9 protein-coding genes are annotated in these 22,770 nt (G+C 38.1%); 3 read left to right on the plus strand and 6 right to left on the minus strand.

Features of this window, described 5'->3' with window-relative positions; all coding sequences use genetic code 11:
- Position 1: 1 nt before the first annotated feature.
- Genes PE36_RS13315 through PE36_RS13325 form a run of 3 tightly spaced genes read left to right on the plus strand, consistent with a single transcriptional unit; the run spans position 2 to position 4,808 of the window.
- The gene (locus PE36_RS13315) at positions 2-1,663 is read left to right on the plus strand and encodes an AAA family ATPase (protein WP_006032562.1); all 1,662 of its coding nucleotides are present in this window, start codon (positions 2-4) and stop codon (positions 1,661-1,663) included.
- 2 nt (positions 1,664-1,665) lie between these two features.
- A complete protein-coding gene (locus tag PE36_RS13320; RefSeq protein ID WP_006032563.1) occupies positions 1,666-3,204 on the plus strand; it encodes a TnsD family Tn7-like transposition protein in 1,539 nt (512 codons plus the stop codon).
- Positions 3,201-4,808, plus strand: a complete 1,608-nt coding sequence (locus PE36_RS13325; protein WP_006032564.1) for a Tn7-like element transposition protein TnsE — start codon at positions 3,201-3,203, stop codon at positions 4,806-4,808. The genes PE36_RS13320 and PE36_RS13325 overlap by 4 nt, the downstream gene beginning before the upstream one ends.
- Before the next feature lie 591 nt (positions 4,809-5,399).
- On the opposite strand, the gene PE36_RS13330 is transcribed toward PE36_RS13325, so the two are convergent.
- The 6 genes from PE36_RS13330 to PE36_RS13355 form a co-directional block, all read right to left on the minus strand.
- The gene (locus PE36_RS13330; protein WP_006032566.1) at positions 5,400-6,629 is read right to left on the minus strand and encodes an MFS transporter; all 1,230 of its coding nucleotides are present in this window, start codon (positions 6,627-6,629) and stop codon (positions 5,400-5,402) included.
- Complete coding sequence (locus tag PE36_RS13335) at positions 6,619-7,608, minus strand: trans-aconitate 2-methyltransferase (RefSeq protein WP_006032567.1); 990 nt, start codon at positions 7,606-7,608, stop codon at positions 6,619-6,621. The genes PE36_RS13330 and PE36_RS13335 overlap by 11 nt, the downstream gene beginning before the upstream one ends.
- Entirely contained in the window at positions 7,605-11,450 is a 3,846-nt protein-coding gene (locus PE36_RS13340) for an AMP-binding protein (RefSeq protein WP_006032568.1), read from the minus strand. The genes PE36_RS13335 and PE36_RS13340 overlap by 4 nt, the downstream gene beginning before the upstream one ends.
- Before the next feature lie 43 nt (positions 11,451-11,493).
- Positions 11,494-15,723: a type I polyketide synthase gene (locus tag PE36_RS13345; protein ID WP_006032569.1), complete on the minus strand. Its 4,230-nt coding sequence runs from the start codon at positions 15,721-15,723 to the stop codon at positions 11,494-11,496.
- Positions 15,723-21,713 (minus strand): AMP-binding protein, encoded by a 5,991-nt coding sequence (locus tag PE36_RS13350; RefSeq protein ID WP_006032570.1) that lies wholly within the window; start codon positions 21,711-21,713, stop codon positions 15,723-15,725. The genes PE36_RS13345 and PE36_RS13350 overlap by 1 nt, the downstream gene beginning before the upstream one ends.
- A 61-nt stretch (positions 21,714-21,774) precedes the next feature.
- On the minus strand, positions 21,775-22,326 hold the full coding sequence (locus tag PE36_RS13355; protein ID WP_006032571.1) for a GNAT family N-acetyltransferase: 552 nt from the start codon (positions 22,324-22,326) through the stop codon (positions 21,775-21,777).
- Between the last annotated feature and the right edge of the window lie 444 nt (positions 22,327-22,770).

A 22,770-nucleotide genomic window follows, 5' to 3' on the forward strand; every position in this document is an offset into this window, starting at 1 on the left:
TATGAGTACTAACAATTTCGTTCATGACGCCTGCTATCAAGATCCCGGTATCAAAAAATACCAAGGTAATGCATTTATCGAAGCGTTACCTCCTATTATGTCCACAGCACAGATAAAAACAGGGCTCACAGGCAAAGTTGACTTTGATCCCAAGGATATATTTATTGATGCCAATAGAAGAATTCACATAATAGCTAACTTGTTAAATGATTTCTTTCAGCCTATTTCTAATCACCTACAGCTAGAAAGTAAAATATCGATCATGATCCGCCAAGGCTATGTTGGTCGGAACCCTGATAATGGCGCTTTAAATAGCCATATGCAAAATGGTTACGAGAGAATTCAAAGCGGTGATTTAAACAGTTTTAGATTTACAAATGTTAAATCTACAGCACTAAGTATGGCTTTGATTGGTAACTCTGGTTGCGGTAAAACAAGTACGCTAAACAGAATCCTCGCGACCTATCCGCAAGCTATTTATCATGAAAAAACCAATATAACTCAAATCGTGTATTTAAAATTAGACTGCCCATCAAATGGTTCGACAAAAAGCCTCTGCCATCACTTTTTCACAGCAATAGACAAAATATTAGGCACTAACTATGAGACAAAGTACGCACTAAAACGGCATGGTGTTGAAACGCTATTAACGTTAATGAGCCAAATCGCTAATGTGCACGCAGTAGGTGTATTAGTTATTGATGAAATTCAGCATTTGAGCCTATCCGGTGGCATAGACAAGATGCTCAACTTCTTTGTTACGTTAGTTAATGTCATCGGGTTACCCGTCATTCTGATAGGAACACCTAAAGCTCGACCTATATTTGAATCTGATTTTCGTTCTGCCAGACGAGGTGCCGGATTTGGTGCTTTATTTTGGGAACCAATGAAGAATCTTCCATCTAAAGAAAATCCTCGAACAGGAAAGTTAAGTAAAAGTGAATGGGTAGCATTTACAGATAAGTTATGGGGCTATCAATGGCTTCAAAAAAATGACACGCCTTTATCAGATGAGTTACGTGAATGTTGGTATGACTTATCGCAAGGTGTACTCGATATCGTAGTAAAGCTCTTTGTCTTGTCTCAACTAAGAGCTATCGTATTAAAAACTGAACGGCTAACAATAAATATCCTTACACAGGTATACGAAGATGAACTAAAGCCAGTACACCCTATGCTAGACGCTCTGCGATCTAATGACCCTGAACGCATAGTTGAATTTTCAGATCTTTGTATGCCGGATATCGATAAACAATTATTAACCTTATCTCAGAAAATAGAACATGAACTTAATAACGAAGACTCATTAGATAACATCTATCATGGCAATCAAAATGCTAAACGTCTACACCAGTTGTTAGTCGCGATGGACTGTAACTCTGACCTGATAAAACCGTTGGTAAATAAAGCATTTGAATTACATCCGACAATGACCATGCAACAATTAATGCCAATTATTCTCGAGTGGTATAACGAACCAAAAGAAAAAATAGTTAAACCACCAACATCGGTAATTAAGAAACAGAACTGGAATACGTTACCTTCTGACGATATGCGTTTTATGCATTCAGAATCTGATAATGGATCCTATTCAGTCTATGAACAATTAAAACTTAAAGGTGTGATTTTTAGTTCAAATTCTTGGTTCAAAGATGTAGGGTAATTATGCGCATTCTTCCAATCCCTTATCCAGATGAACTCATCTACAGCGTCATAGCTCGATATGGCGTTCACTTTGGCAGAACAAGTCCAAAAGCGATATTGGATGACATTTTTAGCGACCGAAAAATAATCGCGACCATAGACTTGCCTAACCAGTTGAGTAAAGTTTCCAATCAGCTACCAGCCCTTACGGACTATTCTGAAACTAACCTTGCCTACAAACACACATTTTTTCCAATTTATGCCCCCTTCACCTTAGAATCACGTAAACATAAATGCTTAAAGTTATTGTCGAATCGATCTCAAGGTTCAGTTCATTTAATGCTTGGCATCTCCGCGTCAAGAGTGAATAAAAACATCACATTAAAATACTGTCCGCAGTGTCTTGATGAACAGTTACAGCAATATGGTGAGTACTATTGGAAACGAAGTTGGCAAGTTACAGGGGCTGAATGCTGCCTTAAGCATGGCATGCTTATCGACTCTGATATCACCATAAATTCCAACCATAGACACGCATATTTTGCTGCATCTCCCGAACATTGCATAAGGATGTCACAGGCTAAAGCAACACCAGAGGCTACGGCTGTAACAACCCAGGTGAATCAATTGTTGTCACAACCACCAATATGTTCACCAACTTTCACACAATGGTCTTTGTTTTATAAGCAGATGGCGAACAACAATGGTTATGGTAAAGGTGAATCTCATATAAAACACGATGAAATTAAGCAATTAATACTTAACCGTTGGTCCCATCGCTGGCTTAAAAAACATGGACTAGAGCTCAATAATAAAGACACTAGCTGGCTTAAAACCATATTCAGGAAACATCGTAAATCATTTAGTTACCTAGAGCATATTGTCGTACTTAGCTCATTTCATGATCCAGATTCAAATAATAATTGGGACATATGCAAAGTGATAAATCAGGTGAGCAACTTATCATGTTCCACGACTAAACCCGATGAAAAAACTAAGAATCATATTGATATTAAAACGCTCAAATATCATCAAAATAATTGGAAATCACTAGTGTCAAAATGGGGTGTAAAAGCATCTAGACATAGAGAAAATGGCGGAGCGTTATATGCCTATCTCTATCGTAATGATAAAGCTTGGTTGCTTAAGCTTAATGAATCCTATCACTTACCACAGAAAACCATTAATAATCGAGTCAATTGGCATAAACGTGATCGCCAACTTTGTAAGCAGCTAATAACTAAGAGTAAAATAATTGAATTGAAATTGGAACATCCACAGTTCACAAGGAATTGGTATTTAACTCAGTTGTCATCATCTTCCAATATTGAAAAACATCTAGATAAATTACCTTTATGTAATGATTTTTTTCAACGCTATTGTGAAACAACAGATGATTATCAAATCCGCCGAATAACTCGTTCAATTCAAATGTTGCGAAACGAACTAATCAATACTTCGAGATGGCGTGTATTACGTAAAGCAGGATTAAGCGAAATAAGACTTACCAATCTAGCTCGTCATTTTTTAGATAATGTAATCGGAGATATCATTGAGTGAATAATTTACATATAGACGGATTTGAAGATAATACGGTGATAAATGGATTCGGGAGCTTTTTCAAACATAATGACGCAGCACGATGGAATATAAATTTAAATGTTTCACCTCATCAGAAGAAACATTACACCTCTTTATCACAAGCGCCAATATTAACCCGTAAACGTATTATTAACGCAACGAGTGATACTTACAAAAAAGGTTATTCACGAAATATAGAGATTGAAAGCTTTCAAACATGGGAGACATGTAAGATCGCTGATTGCCCTATATTAAACAATCAGAATAAGTCTGAAAATGAACAGTTTTGCTTCAAGTTTATAACTAACTCCGGAATGACGGTCTATCTCCCTCAATTTGAGCTTGCTCGCGTATTATTTTTTCGTGATGGATACTTATCCAGAACCGCAATGAATTCAACTGAACTGAGTATTGAGTTTGATATAGACCATAATAGCGATGATGACTCAGTCATTGTTAATGTTCTTGATAGCACAAGTTATTGTATGGAACATTTTAACAATGAAGCTGCAAGGTCTACTCTCAGCTGGGTCCTTCTCGATCCCAACGCTCGAACCTCATATGAGAGTATCCATCGTTATTATCGCAAGAATGTATATTTAAAAAATAATTACGAACATTGGTTTTTTCAATTTGATCAACCTAATTTAGACGGTTCTAAACTTCAAATAAAAGGGATATATAACGACAGTGATGATATCTTTTTTGTTAACGAAATAACGTCGATTACCAATTTAAGACATTCGCTATCTCAACCAATAATATTCACTCACAGTAACTTTACAGAGTTAGACCCCACCGTAGAGTCCAAAAACTATACCAAAGAACAAAAGACTGCCGACAAGTATGCCTTATACGACAATCTAACACCAAACTCTGATACAACTCATCGTATGGTCAGTGCACCAGCAACCTTCATTGAGTTTGCTACGCCAATAAGATCAAGAAAAAGACCGCAGAAAAAACAAGCACTTTCTACAGCCTCCTTTGATGATGAAAGCAAGGACGATAGCACAGATATAACCAGCCACATCTGCACTGAAGAAGGCGCTAATACTGGGACTGTATTACGTGCAGAATGGGATACGACTGTAAACACTCAAGACGATGAACGTGTATATGAAAATAAATTCGCACTATTCTTGCGGATGATTTCATATCTTGAAAGCAACTTCGATTGCCAAGTCATAGATAAGAAAATAACCAAGCTCCCTCTTATCGAAAAACATAAAAAGCACTTATTACAGAGCACTGCTGAACCGCGCTGTATTGCTGTCATTGAAGTAGCAATAAGAACTAAGGTTTATCATATTCTTGAAGTTGATACTTCCGATTCGGCAAATAAATTGGCAACTAAAATTATTCATTTTAATTCTAATATTGACTTAGAAAATGAATTAACAAATATCAATGATTACTTAGTTAAAAACTCCCTCCGCTGGCCACAAGAAAGATTAAATTTACTATCAAGTAATCGGCAAGTAAGTACCTCGCACCCACAGATGATTAATTACTGTGAAAACATTGATAAAGCGACATTACATAAGTGGTCTGTTCGTGTTTTCAGCAAGTTCATTGATTAATATAAAGCTATCTGCAATTACATTTCAAAATAAGCTTTAGTTCTTGCTTTAAATTTGCTGGATAACCTCCAATCGGGATAAGAAGTTAAACTAAAAGCTAGCTTTAGAAATAAGTTATTTATTCTGTGATGTCGATGATTTTTTTAAAGTATATCTGAATGGCATAAACATCAATTGAAAGAGGTGAATGCAAGCGGAATAGAACAACTAACCTATCTCACAGTGAAATAATGACAATTATTATTGCATGTCACATCACCGTAATTTCAAACAATTATATTGGTCTTATTCGTCGTTACAACCTTAAAAGGCAAACCAACAGGGATTGAGTTTATTGATTATACAAGCATTAAAGTTTACCATAATTTAAGAAGACTTAGACACAAGATTGACAAAGTTAAGGGGTTGAGCAACGAGGATAAAAACCCAAATGTATTGAAGGCACTTGGATTTTTACAGCTTATAATGATCAGTCAATCGATTATTTTCGCTTAACTGATCAATACTAGAGCATAGTGGCGACTTATTTATTCCGCAAAGTCGTACACTAAAGCAGGTCAAAGAATCATAGTATGTATACTTTGACCTGCTTTAGGCCATTTCAACTTTAGATGCAATATTCTGCTCATCCTTACTAACAAATTTCGCGACTACCATTTTGGCTGGAATAATACTGAGGATAGTAAACATCCCAATAACAATCACGACTTCGTAAGTGGGTAAGATCTCCCCCGAGTATAAATACATAGATATGAGACACGCAATGCCTTGAAATAATCCGATAGCTCTCAAAATAATTATATTGGCCTCTACAGCTTGATGACGTTCAATTGAATTTAAAATATTGACACAAGCAGGGTTATATAAACCGATACTGATGCCTCCCAAAAACATAGTTGTTAACATAGTGTACATACTTGGATACATTATGAATATGATCGATGCCAATAGATAGGCGCAAGGGAAGAATGATACAATTCGTACCAAAGACATTACTTTTATTATTCGTTCAAAATAGAACCCACCAATAAGTGAAGGCAATCGAAGTAACGTCATGATAAGGACACTTTGCGCTGCAGTCATTATATCAGCACGCTCAACTATTAAAGATTGAAAATATGCATATGAAGCATTGACAGCATGCAGTAAAGGCATCCCTAAAGCTACCCAGAATATCTGTATTTTTACGGACGACGTAACTTTTTTAGTATTTTCAACTTCACCTATAATTGCCTCTTTATTCTTCACGTCGTGACCCACATATAGGAGGCATAAAGAAAGCAACAAAAAGGTTAATGCATCAATAATAAGGGCAAACCGCCAATCACCAGTGGAAATCAGATAAGATGCCATCAAAACACCTAATATACCAGCTACAATATCAAGTCCTGCTTTTCTACCGGACACCTTAGTGTAATTTTCATCGTCACAAAAAAACTTATATATCGACACATTATAAATAAGCCTAGTAATCCCCTCTTTAGTGATCGCATATAAAAACACAAACCCAGCTATTAGTATTATCATTGACCATTTTTCTGTTAAGACGAACACAAGTCCACCAAAAAAAATTTCAATACACGAAATAGCTAAAAGAAGTAAAGCATAATCTTTTCTTTCGGTATGTTTACGTTGTTTAACTATTTTTCCAAAAAAACTAGAAATAAACATTGCAAGAGAAGGTACTAACCAAGCTATCAACGCTATCCTTATATCCCCCGTTTCCACGCCTATTCCTATAGGTAAAGCAATAACAAGAAGTGAATCACCAAATGACGATAAAAAAGATATTCCTAAAAAAGTATTAGTTTTAGACTTCATTTTGATGACTCCTTAACCATGTAGCCAAATGTGCTAAATCAGCTGTTGATTTAGTACAAAGAACAGATATACCATTTGGTTTCCATAGGTACTCAGCTACATTAATTTTTAGTTCATAGTCCAACTTTTCGAAAGCGTCTCTAAGAGATTCTCCAATACCCAGCTCCTCAATTGATAAGTAGCAAGCCGCATCATATTTGGGCAAACAACTAGCAAACAAACGGCTTTCGTTATTGCGGTTAAAACCACAACAGAAATTAGAGTCAAACCCAACCTCAGACGACATACTAATAATACCGTTATAATCGTAAGCATTCACAATTGGATTTAGAAAAGCGTCCACATCAATAGCCAACTGATCAACGTCACCATTTTCTTGTAAAGCTGTTTCACTACCATACTGATGCGTATGTAAAGTAGCGCGTAAATCGTGCATAGCTTCAATATCAAGAAACCAATTTTCACCTGATTTTTTCTTAGTCAAAATTTGAAGTGCATCACGTAAGTTCAAACGTTCGCGCTCACCAATACTGTGATAAAGCCATATAAGCGCAAACCCATCATCTTTCAGATTGCGATATGCAGCCTTAAAACCTTCAATAGGTTGTTCCATATGATGAAACACACCAGTTGATACAACAACATCAAATTTTTTGTCCGTCATAAAATCTTCAATTGCCGAACGGATAAATTGAACATTACTTAAATTATGTTTTTCTTTCAATTCAAGAGCTACATTTAAAGATTCCGCAGTCATATCGACGCCTACGAACTGAGTCTCAGGATACATGCTTGCCATGCCACAAAGCCGATGTCCGGAACCACACCCAAGGTCAAGAACCGATTTACCCTCTAGGCAATCTATCGTAAAAATACTGCCAGCCATCGCAGCTAAATCGTAAATCAAATTATTCCCAGCGTTTTTGCTCGGATAAGGGTAGCGTGAATACATAGCTTCCAAAGCTGCTCTTTTTTTCATACAACGACTTCCTTGTGATTTAAAGAATTAATAATTAACTCAGATATTTGCGGGGTGTGAATTATGGAGTAATGATCTCCATCCAGAACAAAAGTATCCGAATCTTGGCTCGTAAGTTTTCGCCAATCTATTTGATGTTCACTGAGAACTACGTGTGATTGTCTAGCCCAGATAACTTCAAGATTAAGATTTACTTTACTATTTCGCTCAAAATAATGTTCACGTAATAAGCGGCGATGCCAGAAAACATTTTTTACCATTTCTTCCAACATACCATTTGATATAGAAATACCATATTCTTGGTTTAGCCATATAGTCGCGTGTTCATAGCTATTATCAAATTGAGGAATCTTCCCTTTTAGCACTCCGATTTTACCGATTAAGCCAAGGAGTGTCGAATTAAATGCTGTAACTATCGCAGTATCTTCATCACCAAACAGGCCCGAGTAGACGGCATCAATGAGAGTAACCCCTTTAACTTCGATCTGACTATTTAAAAGGCGACGAGCAATCTCAAACGCGAGTACACCTCCGTAAGACCAACCAACTAAGGTAACAGGTTGATTTTTGCTTACAGCTTTGATATGCGATAAATACCGTTCACACAGCTGTTCGAAACTTTCTACTTGAGTGGATAGGGTTCCAATGTCTGCTTCAATTCCCATAACTGTAACATCATCCGGAAGGGCATTTATCAGAGTATGATAACAATCAAGCCGACCACCAACTGGAGGAAGTAAAATAAGCAGGGGTCCTTGAAATTCACCTTTTTTAAGGGTAACTAATTCTTTATCTTTAGATACTTTGTTAGTACCGAAGAATCGAATCCGCTCTAAAAGTTGTTTAAGTGAAGGATGGGTAATAACATCTCCAATAGTTAACTTAACGTCATAATATGAACGAATATCTCTAATGATTTTAAATATCATTAAAGAGTTTATTCCAGCACTAAATAGACTTAAGTTAATATCAGTAATATTAATACCTGTCGCTGCACATATTCGTTGAGCCAATTCCTTATATTCCGATGACATGCCAACACTAACATGTGATTCGTCTCGATTTAGCATTTTAAGCAAAGCCGAAGCATCTAATTTCCCTGATTTATTCAGAGGGAAAGCATCAATAAAATGAATTTCAGATGGTAGCATATAAGTAGGCAAATGATCTTTAAGCACTTGATTAAGCGCTGATATACTCACCACTGCCTTTGTGTTGACAAGAGTACAATACAAAAATATCTGTTGGCTATCTGAAGACAAGATGGCGTGAGCATCTAAAATTTCAGTTACTTGTTTTGCCAACGAAGCTATTTCGTCCAGTTCTATACGAGCACCATTGACTTTTATTTGATTATCCTTCCGGCCAAGAACACAGATACAACCGTCACTATCTACGTAACCATAATCACCCGTTATATAAGCTTGCGTTATACCGTCCGGTGTTAATATTTTCCTAAATTTTTTACGTTCGAGATCTACTGCACTAACATAACCAGCCCCAAGTGAAGCCCCCATAATAACAAGTTCTCCAACTTGTCCGACGCGACACACCTCATATTTTTCGTTACAAATAGCAACTTTAGTATTACAGATTGGATACCCAGTCTGATCGAGTTTTGTATTATCTTCAATACGCATAAACACCGTATCAACCGCACTTTCGCATGGTCCGTAGACGTTAAAAAACTTAATACGCTTAAATAATTTCATTTGTTCTAGCAACGGTGCAGAAATCCGTTCTCCACCAACCAGCATAACTCTCAAACTTGGTATTCGATCAAACAGTTTCGACTCAAAAAAGATAGCAAGCTGAGAAGGGGTACAGTCCATAGCTTCAATATTGTGTTTATTCAACGCATCGACTAATGTATCGATATTTAATCGCTCTTCCTTCGTCAATATATACACACTACGTGCAAAAAATGGCATCACGATTTGCTGATAACTAGCGTCAAAGGTGAACTCTGCATTAAGAGCAATTCGAGTGATATCAGCGTAGCAATCTTGTAAAAATGAAGCTAAGTTTTCGATTGCGGCCTGCTCTATCAACACCCCCTTTGGAGTACCAGTGGTACCCGAACTAAAAATAACATATCCAAAGTCTTCTTTCACTTTTATTGGTAACGAAATTTTAGCTACGTTAGAAGGCATTGTCCTTATAGAGTGCCCATACCTCATCGCTCCAGGATTACTACACACAGCGAGAATATCTTGAGCACCAATTTCTTGACACATAAAATGTCCACGCTTTTCAGGTAGATCATCAGGAATTAATACAGCATGATAACCCGCAGCCCAAGCCGCATAAAGCAACACTAACGTATCAGCTTCCCTTGGTGCCAGTATAGCTACAGTAGTCTTCGGTGCGTATGTTTGTGTGATATACTGACTCCAGTTTTCTATTTTTTCTATTAAGGCTTCATACGATACACCTTCGTGGTTTAAAAAAGCAGGTATCACACGTTGCTTGCTCGATAGCTGGTATAATTTGTTGAACAAATTAGCGTTTACCTTCTCAGGCCCTTGCAATATTGATAGTGAAACCTCATGCTTATCAAAACCACATATCTTTGCGAGGTCTATTTCAAATTGATTCATCAACTGTTCTACAAACCATCGAGATACTTTGTTGGAATCATACTCCAAGTTAAGTTGTGCACTGTCTTCATAACAACACACAAAAAGTGAAATATCATTTTTAGCATCACGTGAAAAAGCGTTATCCAGCAAATCACTTTGAGTTATAGCTGGGTCTTTATCTTGTATTTCAGACATTCGCTGCAATTCAAGAACAACTTGATAGGGTTGGGTTACGTTTTCGTTGTTGCTGTAATGGTGAAGGTCACTCAATGCAATTGTTGGCAATGAAAAAGCATGTACATTTGAATCATCCAGCAGTTTAAGTTGCTCATTTGTGGGCAACTTGTTGATATTCGTTTTGAGTTTAATAGTCCGAGCGAAGTACCCAATTATGTTTTGAGTCTCTATTGAGTGGCGATTTTGATCTGTAGTAGCAATGAAAAAGTCTGTTTCTTTCGTTAATGCAGATATAGCTTTCGCTAACGCCAAGTGAAAAACACTGAACAACTGCACTTGTTTTTTCCTGCTGTACTCAGAGACTTTTTTAAATTCAGGCAATGACCTAACTAAAGTTTTAGCTCCTTTTATCTCTAGAGTACCAAATGAAGGATAATTGAACCAAGCACTTTTAAAGTGCTCATAGTAATCATCCCAAAGGCCAGTTCTTTCAGACAATATTTGAGGTGACTCATCGTTTGCAAAAAGATAATCGAAATAGTCAACGCTTAAAAGAGCATCGTCCCGTTTTAATATCTTATTAATCACGGTCTCAATACAAGTAATTGAGACACCATCCATTACTATATGGTGAAAAAAACCACATAAAAACAACGACATTTCACTTTTACAAATAAAAAATCGAGCCGGAAATTCCGATGTCAATAAAAAAGGACTTTGATATTCCTTGCTTAAAAACTGAGTCATCTCTATATCATCTTTAAAATTCAGACGGGATACTCCGACTTCAGAGGCTGCGAGCGAGATCATGTGTACGTGATCTTTACTCTCATATAAAACACTTCGAAAAATGCGATTATTTTTACATATTTTAAAAACTGCGTTTTCTAATTCGTCTTCTGTCACATTTGGATCCGAACACTCCCAAACTACCCCCAAGTTATACGCATTAGACTGAATATCGATACGGCTCTCATGCCACAATGCTTTTTGATTTCCAGATATCTTAGGGTAATTACCCAGTACTTGAGTTAGTTCGAAATCTCTAAGCTTATTCAGCTTACTGACGACATTATCTATCATAGTGAATATATTCCTTTATCATTGTCACTTAGTTTGCACAAAATTAAGTCAGTTCTAATAATTGCTCTACTGACACTTCGTGATTTTTTTCCACTTTAACTTGAGGCTTAATAGGTGTATTCACTTTTTGTTCGATCAAATCGGTAAACCTCTTTAAAGTGGGATGCTGGACAAGGTCAAGTAAAACCAATTCAATGCCAAAGGCCTGTCTAAGGCTAGCAAATAGACGAAACGCCATAAGAGAGTGGCCTCCCAGTGCATAAAAATGACTATGGTGATCAAGTTCTTCTTCGCCGAGCAGTGCACTCCATTGAGACCTAACGAATGTGGTCGGTGAATCAACCTGAGAAAAAGATAGTGGAAGGGAAAACGGTAAGGTAGAGTCCGTACCATATTCGTATACCCACTCTCTAATTCGCTGTTCAAAATCCTGATTAGACAAGATAAGAGACCCCTGCAAAGAAGAATTCAAAAGATAAGCCGTCAATTTCACTAATTTATCGCCTTGAATATAGTTCAGTGGTACAGGTAAGTGATCTTGAAACCGAAAAGCATCAAAGTTAATTGCAAGACGGGATTTTTGAAATTTATTTTGTCCAGCCCACGCATCCCAGAAACCATTTGCCACGCTGTAAGAGAACATCCCCATCCCCCCTAATCGACTCGCGTTAGAGCTAAATAACAAAGTGCGATCTGGTTGTAAAGTATGTTCAAGATACTCTATGGTTTTAATCACGCCTTCTTTAGCATTCATCTGACAACGAAGATCATCATAGGTGACATCAACCAACGGTTTACGTATCGACGTATCATAAGAATTAGCTGTAAGTGCTAAAATAGCATATAATTTTTCATTCCCCTGTGCCAGGATGAATTCAGACACACGATTGCCAGCATCAACCATACTTAACTCACAATCCAAATAACTGAGACGAACAAGGTTCGCCTGCAAGCGTGCTAATCTAATATCATCTAACTGATGTTGTTTGGCTTTATGGGACAACAGTTCCGATAGAGAGCGTCCCCCCATACCTTCTCTCCCGACGATAATCATTCGTCTATGACTGAGCTGAAGCAAATCAGAAATAAGGTTCAAGCCGACTAGCCCTGTTCCTCCTAGAATCAATATCGGCGAACAAGTTGCATCATCATTTAAGGATATTTTCTGTCCAAAAGAGAAATCCCTCTTGAAATATGCTGGTTTTAATACTTGAGAAGCAGATAAGAGGTAGGTGTCAGGTTGCTCTTCTATCAGTCCTATCAATGCGTCGTAGTCTTCCGTAGAGTTCGGTTCTATAACTATGACCGATATGCGTAGCATGCTAACTTCTTGATTAAAACACACAGCAAAATTCCGGATATAAGACACCGGTAAACAACTTCTCGAGTACTGAGCTCGAATAACTAACCCTACACATGAAGTGCTCCCAAGATCAGCAAGAAGCAAGAGCTTTTCTTTCAATAAGATAACAAAGTCAATATTGGACCAATCGGAGTGTGTTACGTCAATAAATAGAGAGTTACATTCTCTTTTTAAGCTTAAAGATTTTAACCAATCATCAACAGAAAGCGCTCTTTCTGGTTGATGTACAGTCATCCTCACACTATCAACATGCTGCATCGTTTCACTATAAAGTTGTGGTACAGAACCAGCTTGAATATCGAATACTTCAGTTATTTCTTCTGGCTTACACTCTGTTTTCTTGAACTGATACGCAGGCAGCGGCATTGATGCTTCTAGTTTCAGACATAAGTCAGGTAGACCGCCAAAGTTTGGGGTTTCACCTAAATGGTAACAAGCGGCAACAGTTTCAAGTAGCGCTTCAGTCGTATTTTTCGCATTATTGCCAGACAAAGATAAAACATTAGCTTCTTCTCCATTTGCTGCTAATTTAGCTAAACCATCACCTGCGCCAACCTGAAAGTATGTTCCGACCCCACTATCTCTCAGGCTTTTACAAGCCTTGGAATATTGCATTGGTTGACGAAGATGTGATGTCCAATAATCCTTGTCTAATAAACTATTGATTGGCAATAAATTACCATTTAGATTACTCGCCATTGGTACTAATAGAGGTTTAAAGTGGAATTTAGATAAAAAATGATTGAATTCTGGAAGTATTGGTTCAAGCTCTCGCGAATGAACGGCCGCCTTGATATTTATCTTCTTGTAACCAATATTTAATTTATTTAGGCTCCGAATAAATGAGTATTCATGTTCCGGTTTTATCGTCACAGTATGGCTTCGTGCGCTGTTATGAGTTGCGATTTCGAAGTCTACAATGTCTAATTCAACCAGTTTTTCATGTTCACAAATAACATTAAATAATAAACGTGGATCAGCCTTACTGATTAAACGAGCTCGTTCCTCTATAATTATCACCGCATCTTCTGCTGACATAACACCAGCATATACAGCACAATTATACTCACCCAGACTATGCCCTATAACTGCGTCAGCCTTTAAATTTAAGTAATTCATAGCCATCATAAATGCATGATTCAGATAAAACGTCGTAAGAAAATTTTCATTTAAATTCTCACCAAAATTCTCTTCGTAATTTTCGGTACTTGTAAGATAGCGGATTACACGATTCGATAAAAAAGTAGTTTGAGTACTTTTAACAAAGCTCTGCCATTGTTCAAAAATATCAGGTAATTCTTTTTTCAGGCCCAGCAATGCACCTGCAAAAAAAATCCCCCCACCGGGGAATACTAATGCAGTTTTATCTTGATTATTATTAATACATGGGCCGTTATATATTTCTGTTTCATCATTATCCTTCCATTCAACCCAAACTCCAGTCTTAAATGGTAGAGAACTCAACTGCTTTTCCATGTGAACAGCTAAACTTTTGGCTGGGTATGTTGAACGCACTATGAAGCTTCCAACTTCTTTCTGGTTCATTCTTAACACATTTCGATCGTTGACTGAAAAAGGAAAATAAAATCGACCATGATTCTTAGTCACTTTAGTCCGAGTCCAATCCGTTAATATAGCTACAACGTTAGTACCGCCAATCCCAACAGAGTTGACAGCTGCAACATGAGCCTCTTTATTGTTCAATGGAGTTAATGTAGCTTCTATTTTAAATGGGCTACCATCATAATTCAGTTCAGGATTGGGTGAGGAAAAGTCTGGCTGAGGTGGAATAACCTTGTGCCAAAGAACCAAACAGGTTTTAATAAACCCCGCAATACCAGCTGCTGAGTCAAGATGACCTATATTTGCTTTCACACTTCCTAAATGGCAGAAGTGTTCACGATTAGTGTGGCCTTTGATTGCTTGGCTCAGAGCTGTGAATTCAATTGGGTCACCAAGTGGTGTTGCTGTTCCATGCGCTTCAACGTAACTCAACTTATCTGCATTAATACCTGCAAATGACAAGGCATCAGAGAAGAGTGTACGTTGTCCTTCGACACTGGGAGCCGTAAATCCTACTTTACGATTCCCATCATTGTTAGCTAATATGCTATCTACTACTGCATAAATCCGGTTTCCGTCCGCGATAGCATCATCGAGACGCTTTAACACCACAGCGCCTGCACCATTTCCAGACACAGTTCCACTACTATACTCTGAAAAAGGGCGACAGAATCCATCTTTTGAATAGATTCCCTGCTCGTGATACACATAACCAGTCTCTTGAGGCAAGCGTATGGCAACCCCCCCGGCAATAGCCATATCGCAATCGCCGAATAACAAACCTCGCCATGCCTCATGCAACGCCGCCATGGAAGAAGAACAAGCGGTTTGAACATTAATCGCTGGACCATGTAAATTCAGTGCATTAGCGACTCGAGTTGCGACTAGATCTCGCAAATTATTACTAGCAACAGCCATTGACTGTTGCCAGTCCGACATATCCATATCTTTGGCCACAGTTTGCGCATAATCAGAAGGGCTACAACTTGCGTACACACCAACCTGGCGATTATCCATAGACAAAGCACTGTATCCAGAGTCTTCCAGTGCATTACTACAAACCTGCAAGAATTTTCGTTGCTGTGGGTCTAACAGCTGCGCATCTTTTTTAGCCATACCAAAAAAACGATAATCAAACATAAAAGGTTCGTCCAGATGACCTTTTCTAGTGACATACCGTTCTCCGTAACGGACTAATAAGTCGTGAGCGTCCTTACACAATTCATCTTTCTGATACGTTTTTATCCCGTTCTTTCCTTGAAGGAGCAGCTCCCAAAATTCATCTATATTGCTAGCTCCGGGGAAAACACCTGCAAGCCCAATTACAGCTACTTTAGTTGAATTCATTAGCGCGTTCCTCTACGTCGTTGTAATAAAATATTGGCAACCTCGATTGGTTGGCGAGTAAATTCAGCCATAGCTAATCGAGGCTCATCACCAGACAAAAAATGTTTTTGCTGAGAAATTGTGGTGTGCTGTAGTAGGTCAACAGCTCGTACTGTGACACCAAAGGCACCAGACAAAAGAGAGGTCAGCTGCAGCAGCATTCTAGAGTTCCCCCCAGCATCAAAAAAGTTAATGTGATCATTCAGTATTATTTCGCCAAGTAATTCCTGCCAAATATCGCGTACTTTAGACTTTGGAAATGTATTAAGTATTGGCTGTTCAATAACGACCGAACTATTCATCATAGATGTTATATTCATCTTACCGCTGTCACTAAAAATAGCTTCATCTGTAAAAAACAATCGAGATGGCACCATGGCTTTGGATAATTGCCTCTGAAGATATTGCATCACTTCATCTTTAGTTAGTTTAGGTTGCGAAGGCGTTATTATAGCTAAAAGCACAGGCATACCTTTGTTATGCCAGACATCAACCTGAGCCGAGCTTATATAGGGATACTGAAGTAACACACTTTCTATTTCGCCCAATTCAATACGATGACCATCTATTTTCAACTGCCGGTCCTCTCTTCCTATATAGAAAAATTCACGATCACGTACACATACTAAATCTCCAGTGAAGTATTGAGTTAGGCTTTTATTTGGATTGTAACCCTGTTGAAAATAACCAGAAAACACCTGAATGCCACTAACCACAAGCTCGCCAACGATACCTTCAGGCAAAGGGCGACCCAACACGCCGAAGACTTCAAGTTGGGTATTCGCGACTGGTGTACCTATTGACACAACCCCTTTCCCTTCTTGTGGATACACTTTCTTGATTGCACAGCCAACGGTCGCTTCAGCAGGCCCATATTCATTAAATACAGGTACGGTTGGAGCCACTTTTTTCAACATTTCGTGGTATAACTGTTCTCCGCCAACAATTAAGCAATCAGTATTAATGAGTTGTTCACCAACCAAATAAGACAATAAATCAAGGTGACTTGGCGTCATTTTCATCATTGAATAATGAACTGTTTTAGCCGCTAGAGCGGCCAAAGTTTCAATACCATTATGGCCACCGATTACATCTATCTCTGCTCCAACCATCAAGGGTAAAAATAAACTGGTAAGTGTTAAGTCGTAACTTAAAGAAGTAAATAACGGAACACAACCACGAGCTTTGACATTGTAAGTATCTCTCGCCCAAGTAAGATAATTATTTAATGCATCATCTTGAACAGAGACTCCTTTTGGCGCACCAGATGACCCAGACGTAAAAATCATATAAAGTGGACGGTTTTTACTCATTGGTGTCTGGAGGTACTGATTATCCAACGTCCCCCCTATAGAAACAGCTTGATCAAAGAATGTTTGATCAATCACCAAAGATTGGTTTAGTTCCGCCTTAATTCGTTCAACTCGGGATGTCGGCGAGTCACCATCTAACGGCACCACCGTGTACCCTGATATAATCACTCCAAGAATCGCCGCTATTGCTTCGATGCTTCGATTCATATGCACCACAACTGGTGCATCATGAGTATTTTTTTGGTGGAGAAGGTGAGCAACAGATTTTGCATATTTCATAAGCTCACCATAACTAATTGAACGTGAACCGTCTTTAATTGCAGGGAACAACTCATTTTCTTCACACACTTCCCAAAGAGTTTGTCTTACCGACATTTTCGGGACTGCCAATTCTATCCCTTTCATAGAGTCAGCCTGCGAAAAAAACACGTACTCATTAATGAAGGTATGCCTCTGCTCAACAACCGAAACAATGGCGTGGTGAAATTCATTAGCCAAAGCCTCCAACGTTTTTGAATTCAAACACGCAGAACTCACAGAAACCTCTAATGAACCATCAACATGAGAAAGTACATCAAACGTCAAATCAAATTTTGAAGTATCTTCTTCAAGATCAATTCGTTGAAAATTTTGCCACTGATTATCTGCGACGGTTTCAAAAACAAACATGTTATTAGATTTTAGCTTCCCCTCCGAGCTAACAAGAGAGCCAAGGCTTACTATTTTGTCAAATTCGATATCTTGATGCGCAAGTACCGACAGGAACTCTTGTTGGCATGTTTTCAAATACTGTTCTACGGTTTCCTGTGGTGAGACTTTGATTAAAATGGGTAAGGTAGTAATTCCGAAACCCAACTTTTTAAAATCCCCATTTGTTTTACGTCTTGATGCAGGAAAATAAGTTAACTTTTCTAACTGATTAAAATAGTAATTAGTCACAAGTCCGTATAGCGCAAGGCATCCTGACTGTAGGGATAAATCCAATTGAATAAATAGCTGATTCGCTGTAAAAACGTCTGCTGCGGGGATAACAATTTTGATTCTCTCTTCCTGAGGTGACTTAACTAAGGAAGATTCAGGCCAGGCCCAGGATAATGATTTCCCTTTAAACTTATTACGCCAATAGCGTTTCGCATCATCCACCTTACAAGGCGCATAACTAGGTACAAACGCCTCAGCATCTATGTCTAAAACAGAGTTATCTGTTACTAAGAGCAGATCCAATGCTTTAAGTAAAAGCTGATTTGACCAAGCATCCGTGAGTATATGATGCAAAATTAGAAGAACTTCACCGTTATCATAAAATATACGATATGGACATTGACGATCAAGCTCAATCCTTGTATGGCACAGTCTCTTCAATTTTTCTTGATTGCCACTAAAATTAATGTCCAACTCGACATATGGTATGAATGTGTCTTTGACATTAAAAGTTAGTATATCCTGATGTTCATAGAAGAACGTACGTAGTAATGGTACAGCCGCAACCAATGTATTCAATGCTTTAAAAAAATCATCATAGCTGAACTGTGAATTCAATCGAAGTAATAATGGTACGTTGTACGCATGATTTTGTGGATCAAGTTGATTAATGTTCCACATAGATACTTGCAGAGAATCAAGTGAATAGCCACGTTCTGATATTTCGTTCTGTGGTACCGAGCCTTTTTTGTGTATGTTTTGATTATGAAAAAAGCAAAGTCGAGGTTGTTGTAAAAATTCACTCAGAGCTACCTTTACGCCTATTTTCTTTTGTAGATCAGCAAGTAACAACATAGCACTAATGGAACTCGCGCCTTGCGAATATATAGAATCATTAATACTTTTTGGCTCACCGATATGCTTACGCCAACATGCAAGTATTATGGGGTCAACAGATTGCAATTTTATTGCTGAAGCAGCACCTTCTTTCGAAGTATCGTTGAGCTGCATTCGTAACTGAGATTCATCAGTTTTTCCATTCCGTGTTATCGGAATTTTATGAATTGAAACGACCCGTCCAGGGATCATATATTCTGGCAGAAATGCTCTTAACTGCTCTGCATAAAAAGACCATTTTTCGCTATGCTGACGCAATGTGAACAGCACCAATGTGCGTGAATCATATAACAATCTAAAATCTGACACCGCGATAAATTGAGAAATTCTTTCTTCTACCTCCGCCATTTCTACACGATAGCCTGACACCTTCACCTGTCTGTCCTGTCGTCCAATAAAGTGGAAGCATTCGCTATCATCCGCCCAAACAACATCTCCAGTCGCGTAAGCTCGTTCTTGATTTTTAAACAAGAAGAAGCCTCTATTATTCTCGGGTGATAGATAACCTTTTGAAACACCGGGTCCTATGACAATAAGTTCACCAGAAATAAACGTAGGTAAAGTACGTTTGTGATGGTCCGTAACAAACAGTTGATTAGTGCCTAAGGCATACCCAATTGGCACCATTGATTGTGTCAGCTCGTAAGAATCCGCTTGCCATACGCATGTGCCTATTGTTGTCTCAGCTGGTCCATAATGATTTAATACCTTAACGCCAAGACTTAACACTTCAATCAGCTGCTCTTTTGCCAGCTTTTCTCCTCCGGTGATCAAGCAAGTACTGGGCAACATATCTGATAATATATTCCCTCTAGCTAACCCCCATAAGTGTGATGGGGTAATCTTGAGGACGTCCACTTGTCTTTGTTTCAGTGTTCGGCTAAACATTGAGGCGTCAACGCTCGTATCATAAGGTAAAATAGCTAACCTTCCCCCTAAAAAGATCGCTGAAATAATGCAAGTGTAGCCAAGATCAGCGCTCAAGGTCGACGCGACAGCAAAGGTAAGTTCAGCATCAGATTTCAATCCAGCACGCTCAAATTCTTGCTCTAATCCCTGCGCATAATGAGTTAAATTACGATGCGAAGTAGAAATCCCTTTCGGTTGTCCGGTTGTACCTGAGGTAAAAATAACATAAGCTTCCAGATCATTTTCCACTCTATCGATCAGTTCGATAAAATTAGTAGCTGGATAATTTAGCACTTCAGTAAAAGAGAAAGATGGTAGTTTTAAACCTAACATGTCACGTTCACCAAAACCAATTACTGCTCCCGATTCATCTGCCATATGACGAATACGTTCATACGGAGTCGCTTCATCGATGGCGACAAAACTAGCACCAATTTTCCAAACTCCCAACATCATGCAGACAAAACGATAATCTCTTGGTGCGATGATTAAAACACGCTCTCCAGGTCCAATACCTTTTTTTGATAAGAAGGCCGCGACTGAGCATGCATAGTCGTCAATTTCTTTTCTAGAATACGTAGTATTATCCTCAATACAGAATGGGGATTGCGGGGACTCTATTGTGTCCCTTTCAAAACGTTCTAGAAGAGATAGCTCTATATATTGGTCTGAGTCAAGCAGAGATAATGAACAAAATAAATCGGTTTCTCGTAGTGATAACACATTTTGTTCACTAGTCAGCAACGTCTTCATCACATGCATAAACATTCTATTGACCGCTGAAATATATTCTTCTGTGAACCAAGATGTATCATAAATATATTCTATGCCGTGATGAGATGCATCACGCTGAAAAATGACATTCAATGGAAACTTAGGTTGCTCGGCGTCGAGTACCTGCCAAGACAATGAATCCAAAGACTGATCAGCGACATCTGAATAGCTAGTAAAAACATGAAACCTGATATCTTCTCCAAGTTTTTTGATCAGGGATTCGCGTAAGTGCCAATAAGGCACTTTACCTTTTTCTAAGATATCAAGCATAGCATTGGTCATTCCTTCCCAAAGGCCATCTGTTGTGGAAACGAAACTAAGATCAAGTGGCAGGTATACCGTATTTGCAAAGCAACCAATTACCGGGCTTGATTCACTTCGCGCATTCATCACAGTTCCTATAAGGACGCGGTCTTTATGTTGCAGTGCAGAAGTGATAAGCGCGAGAATACCATTAAAGAATATGGATGGCGTAATAAAATTAGATTGACAATAACGTTCAATACCTAAGGTATGTCTCTCAGAGATAATGCTCTTAAATCGATTCGCTACTTTTTTCGTACCATCAGGGTTTGCTGCACGAAAAGGCTGACAAGAAAACCCTTCGAGTTGTTGCAGCCAAAAATTGACATCTTGTTCGGTGGGATTATTGTGTTCTAAATCAGTATCCAAGTTATGAGCGACATAATGATTCTGCAAACAATAAGCGTCGAGCGACTGCATCAAGGCAACTATACCTTCCTGATCTATCAAAATATGGTGGAATACAAAATACATTACGGAAACACGTTCATTATCTTCCATAGCGTATACCCGAAACAAAGCTTCGTCCCTTAATGAAAGAGGAGCTCTAAGGATATCCAACAAATGCGTTTCGTTAGTAAAAAAAATAACTGCCAGGTCGCTTGGTACCAACCTAGGTTCTGCAGGAGGTGAAGGGATTATCAGTTTAGCAAATATATTAGGTAAACCTGACATCCACGACGTCAAGGATATCGCCACGTCGCGAGTTAATGGTGTGGTAAATTCTACTCGAATAGGTATTAGATACTCTGAATGTGTTGCGTCTGCTTCTGCGGCCCAAAAGAAATTTTTCTGATATTCGTTCAATAATATGCCATCTACTTCCTGTAGCATAGTCACTCCATATGCATGTTCCCCTTAATCGCCTCAAAGACAAAATAAGCGAAACTATCAATTAATTTAACAACGGAAAATAATAAACAGCGGTGTTGTCAACAGCACCACTCGGTAGGATGCGCTCGTTAGATAGTACTGCCTCTAAAACAAACTTACAGCGCTCGGCAACACGACGGCTTGCCAGGTTACTTTCTGCGGTTCGTATCTCGATCCGTTTTGCATGATATTGTTGACTCAAGTATTTTGTCATTATGGTGACTGCAACAGAGGCATACCCTTTCCCCGATTCCGACTCGTCCAACCAATACCCTATTTCGAAAAATGGTACTTGTCTATCTCGAACCATTAACCCCAGCACACCGAGTAAGACTTGGTCATTTCGACGGACAATCAAATAACGTTGTTCTCCTTCAAAATGTTCGAAATTTAAAACCGCATCTTTAGTATTTTTCAAAAATAGGTCTTGTGTTTTTACAAGTTCAACCCAAGGCATAAATAAAGACAAATGGACTCTGTTTTTGACAATTAAATCATAAACTGCTCCTGAACTTTCTATGGACGGGGGTAAAAGAACTATTTCAGAACCATAAATGGTACGATTTTTTTGCATAAAAACCTCATATCTAATTGCTAAAGCAACCCCAACAGCACTAATAAAATACAATGAAAAAAAACCAAATCACGGAATATATAGTTGCAAAAAAGTAAATTCAACAACCAATAAAAGTTATTCGAATCCTTCGTAATATCCAGAGTGAAAATAACTAAATCCAACTTTAAACGTAGTTTTAATTTGATTAAACCTCACCAATTAATTTATTAACCAATTAATTTATTAACCAATTAATTTATTAACCAATTAATTTATTAACCAATTAATTTATTAACCAATTAATTTATTAACCAATTAATTTATTAACTAATTACTAGCTACACACAAAAAAACAATCATACCACATTGATTTACATTGTAAAACAAGAGGCTAGCATAAAATTCACTTTCTATTTAAAACAAATATTTAAATTTATAAACTTAATATCAACCTTAAAATTA

Source organism: Moritella sp. PE36, assembly GCF_000170855.1.
GTDB lineage: Bacteria > Pseudomonadota > Gammaproteobacteria > Enterobacterales > Moritellaceae > Moritella.

What these genes read in the sequence shown, in the direction of transcription:
- PE36_RS13320 (WP_006032563.1), top strand. Translation starts at nt 1,666, where the DNA reads ATGCGCATTCTTCCAATCCCTTATCCAGATGAACTCATCTACAGCGTC.
- PE36_RS13340 (WP_006032568.1), bottom strand. Translation starts at nt 11,450, where the DNA reads ATGATAGATAATGTCGTCAGTAAGCTGAATAAGCTTAGAGATTTCGAA.
- PE36_RS13330 (WP_006032566.1), bottom strand. Translation starts at nt 6,629, where the DNA reads ATGAAGTCTAAAACTAATACTTTTTTAGGAATATCTTTTTTATCGTCA.
- PE36_RS13350 (WP_006032570.1), bottom strand. Translation starts at nt 21,713, where the DNA reads ATGCTACAGGAAGTAGATGGCATATTATTGAACGAATATCAGAAAAAT.
- PE36_RS13335 (WP_006032567.1), bottom strand. Translation starts at nt 7,608, where the DNA reads ATGAAAAAAAGAGCAGCTTTGGAAGCTATGTATTCACGCTACCCTTAT.
- PE36_RS13345 (WP_006032569.1), bottom strand. Translation starts at nt 15,723, where the DNA reads ATGAATTCAACTAAAGTAGCTGTAATTGGGCTTGCAGGTGTTTTCCCC.
- PE36_RS13315 (WP_006032562.1), top strand. Translation starts at nt 2, where the DNA reads ATGAGTACTAACAATTTCGTTCATGACGCCTGCTATCAAGATCCCGGT.
- PE36_RS13355 (WP_006032571.1), bottom strand. Translation starts at nt 22,326, where the DNA reads ATGCAAAAAAATCGTACCATTTATGGTTCTGAAATAGTTCTTTTACCC.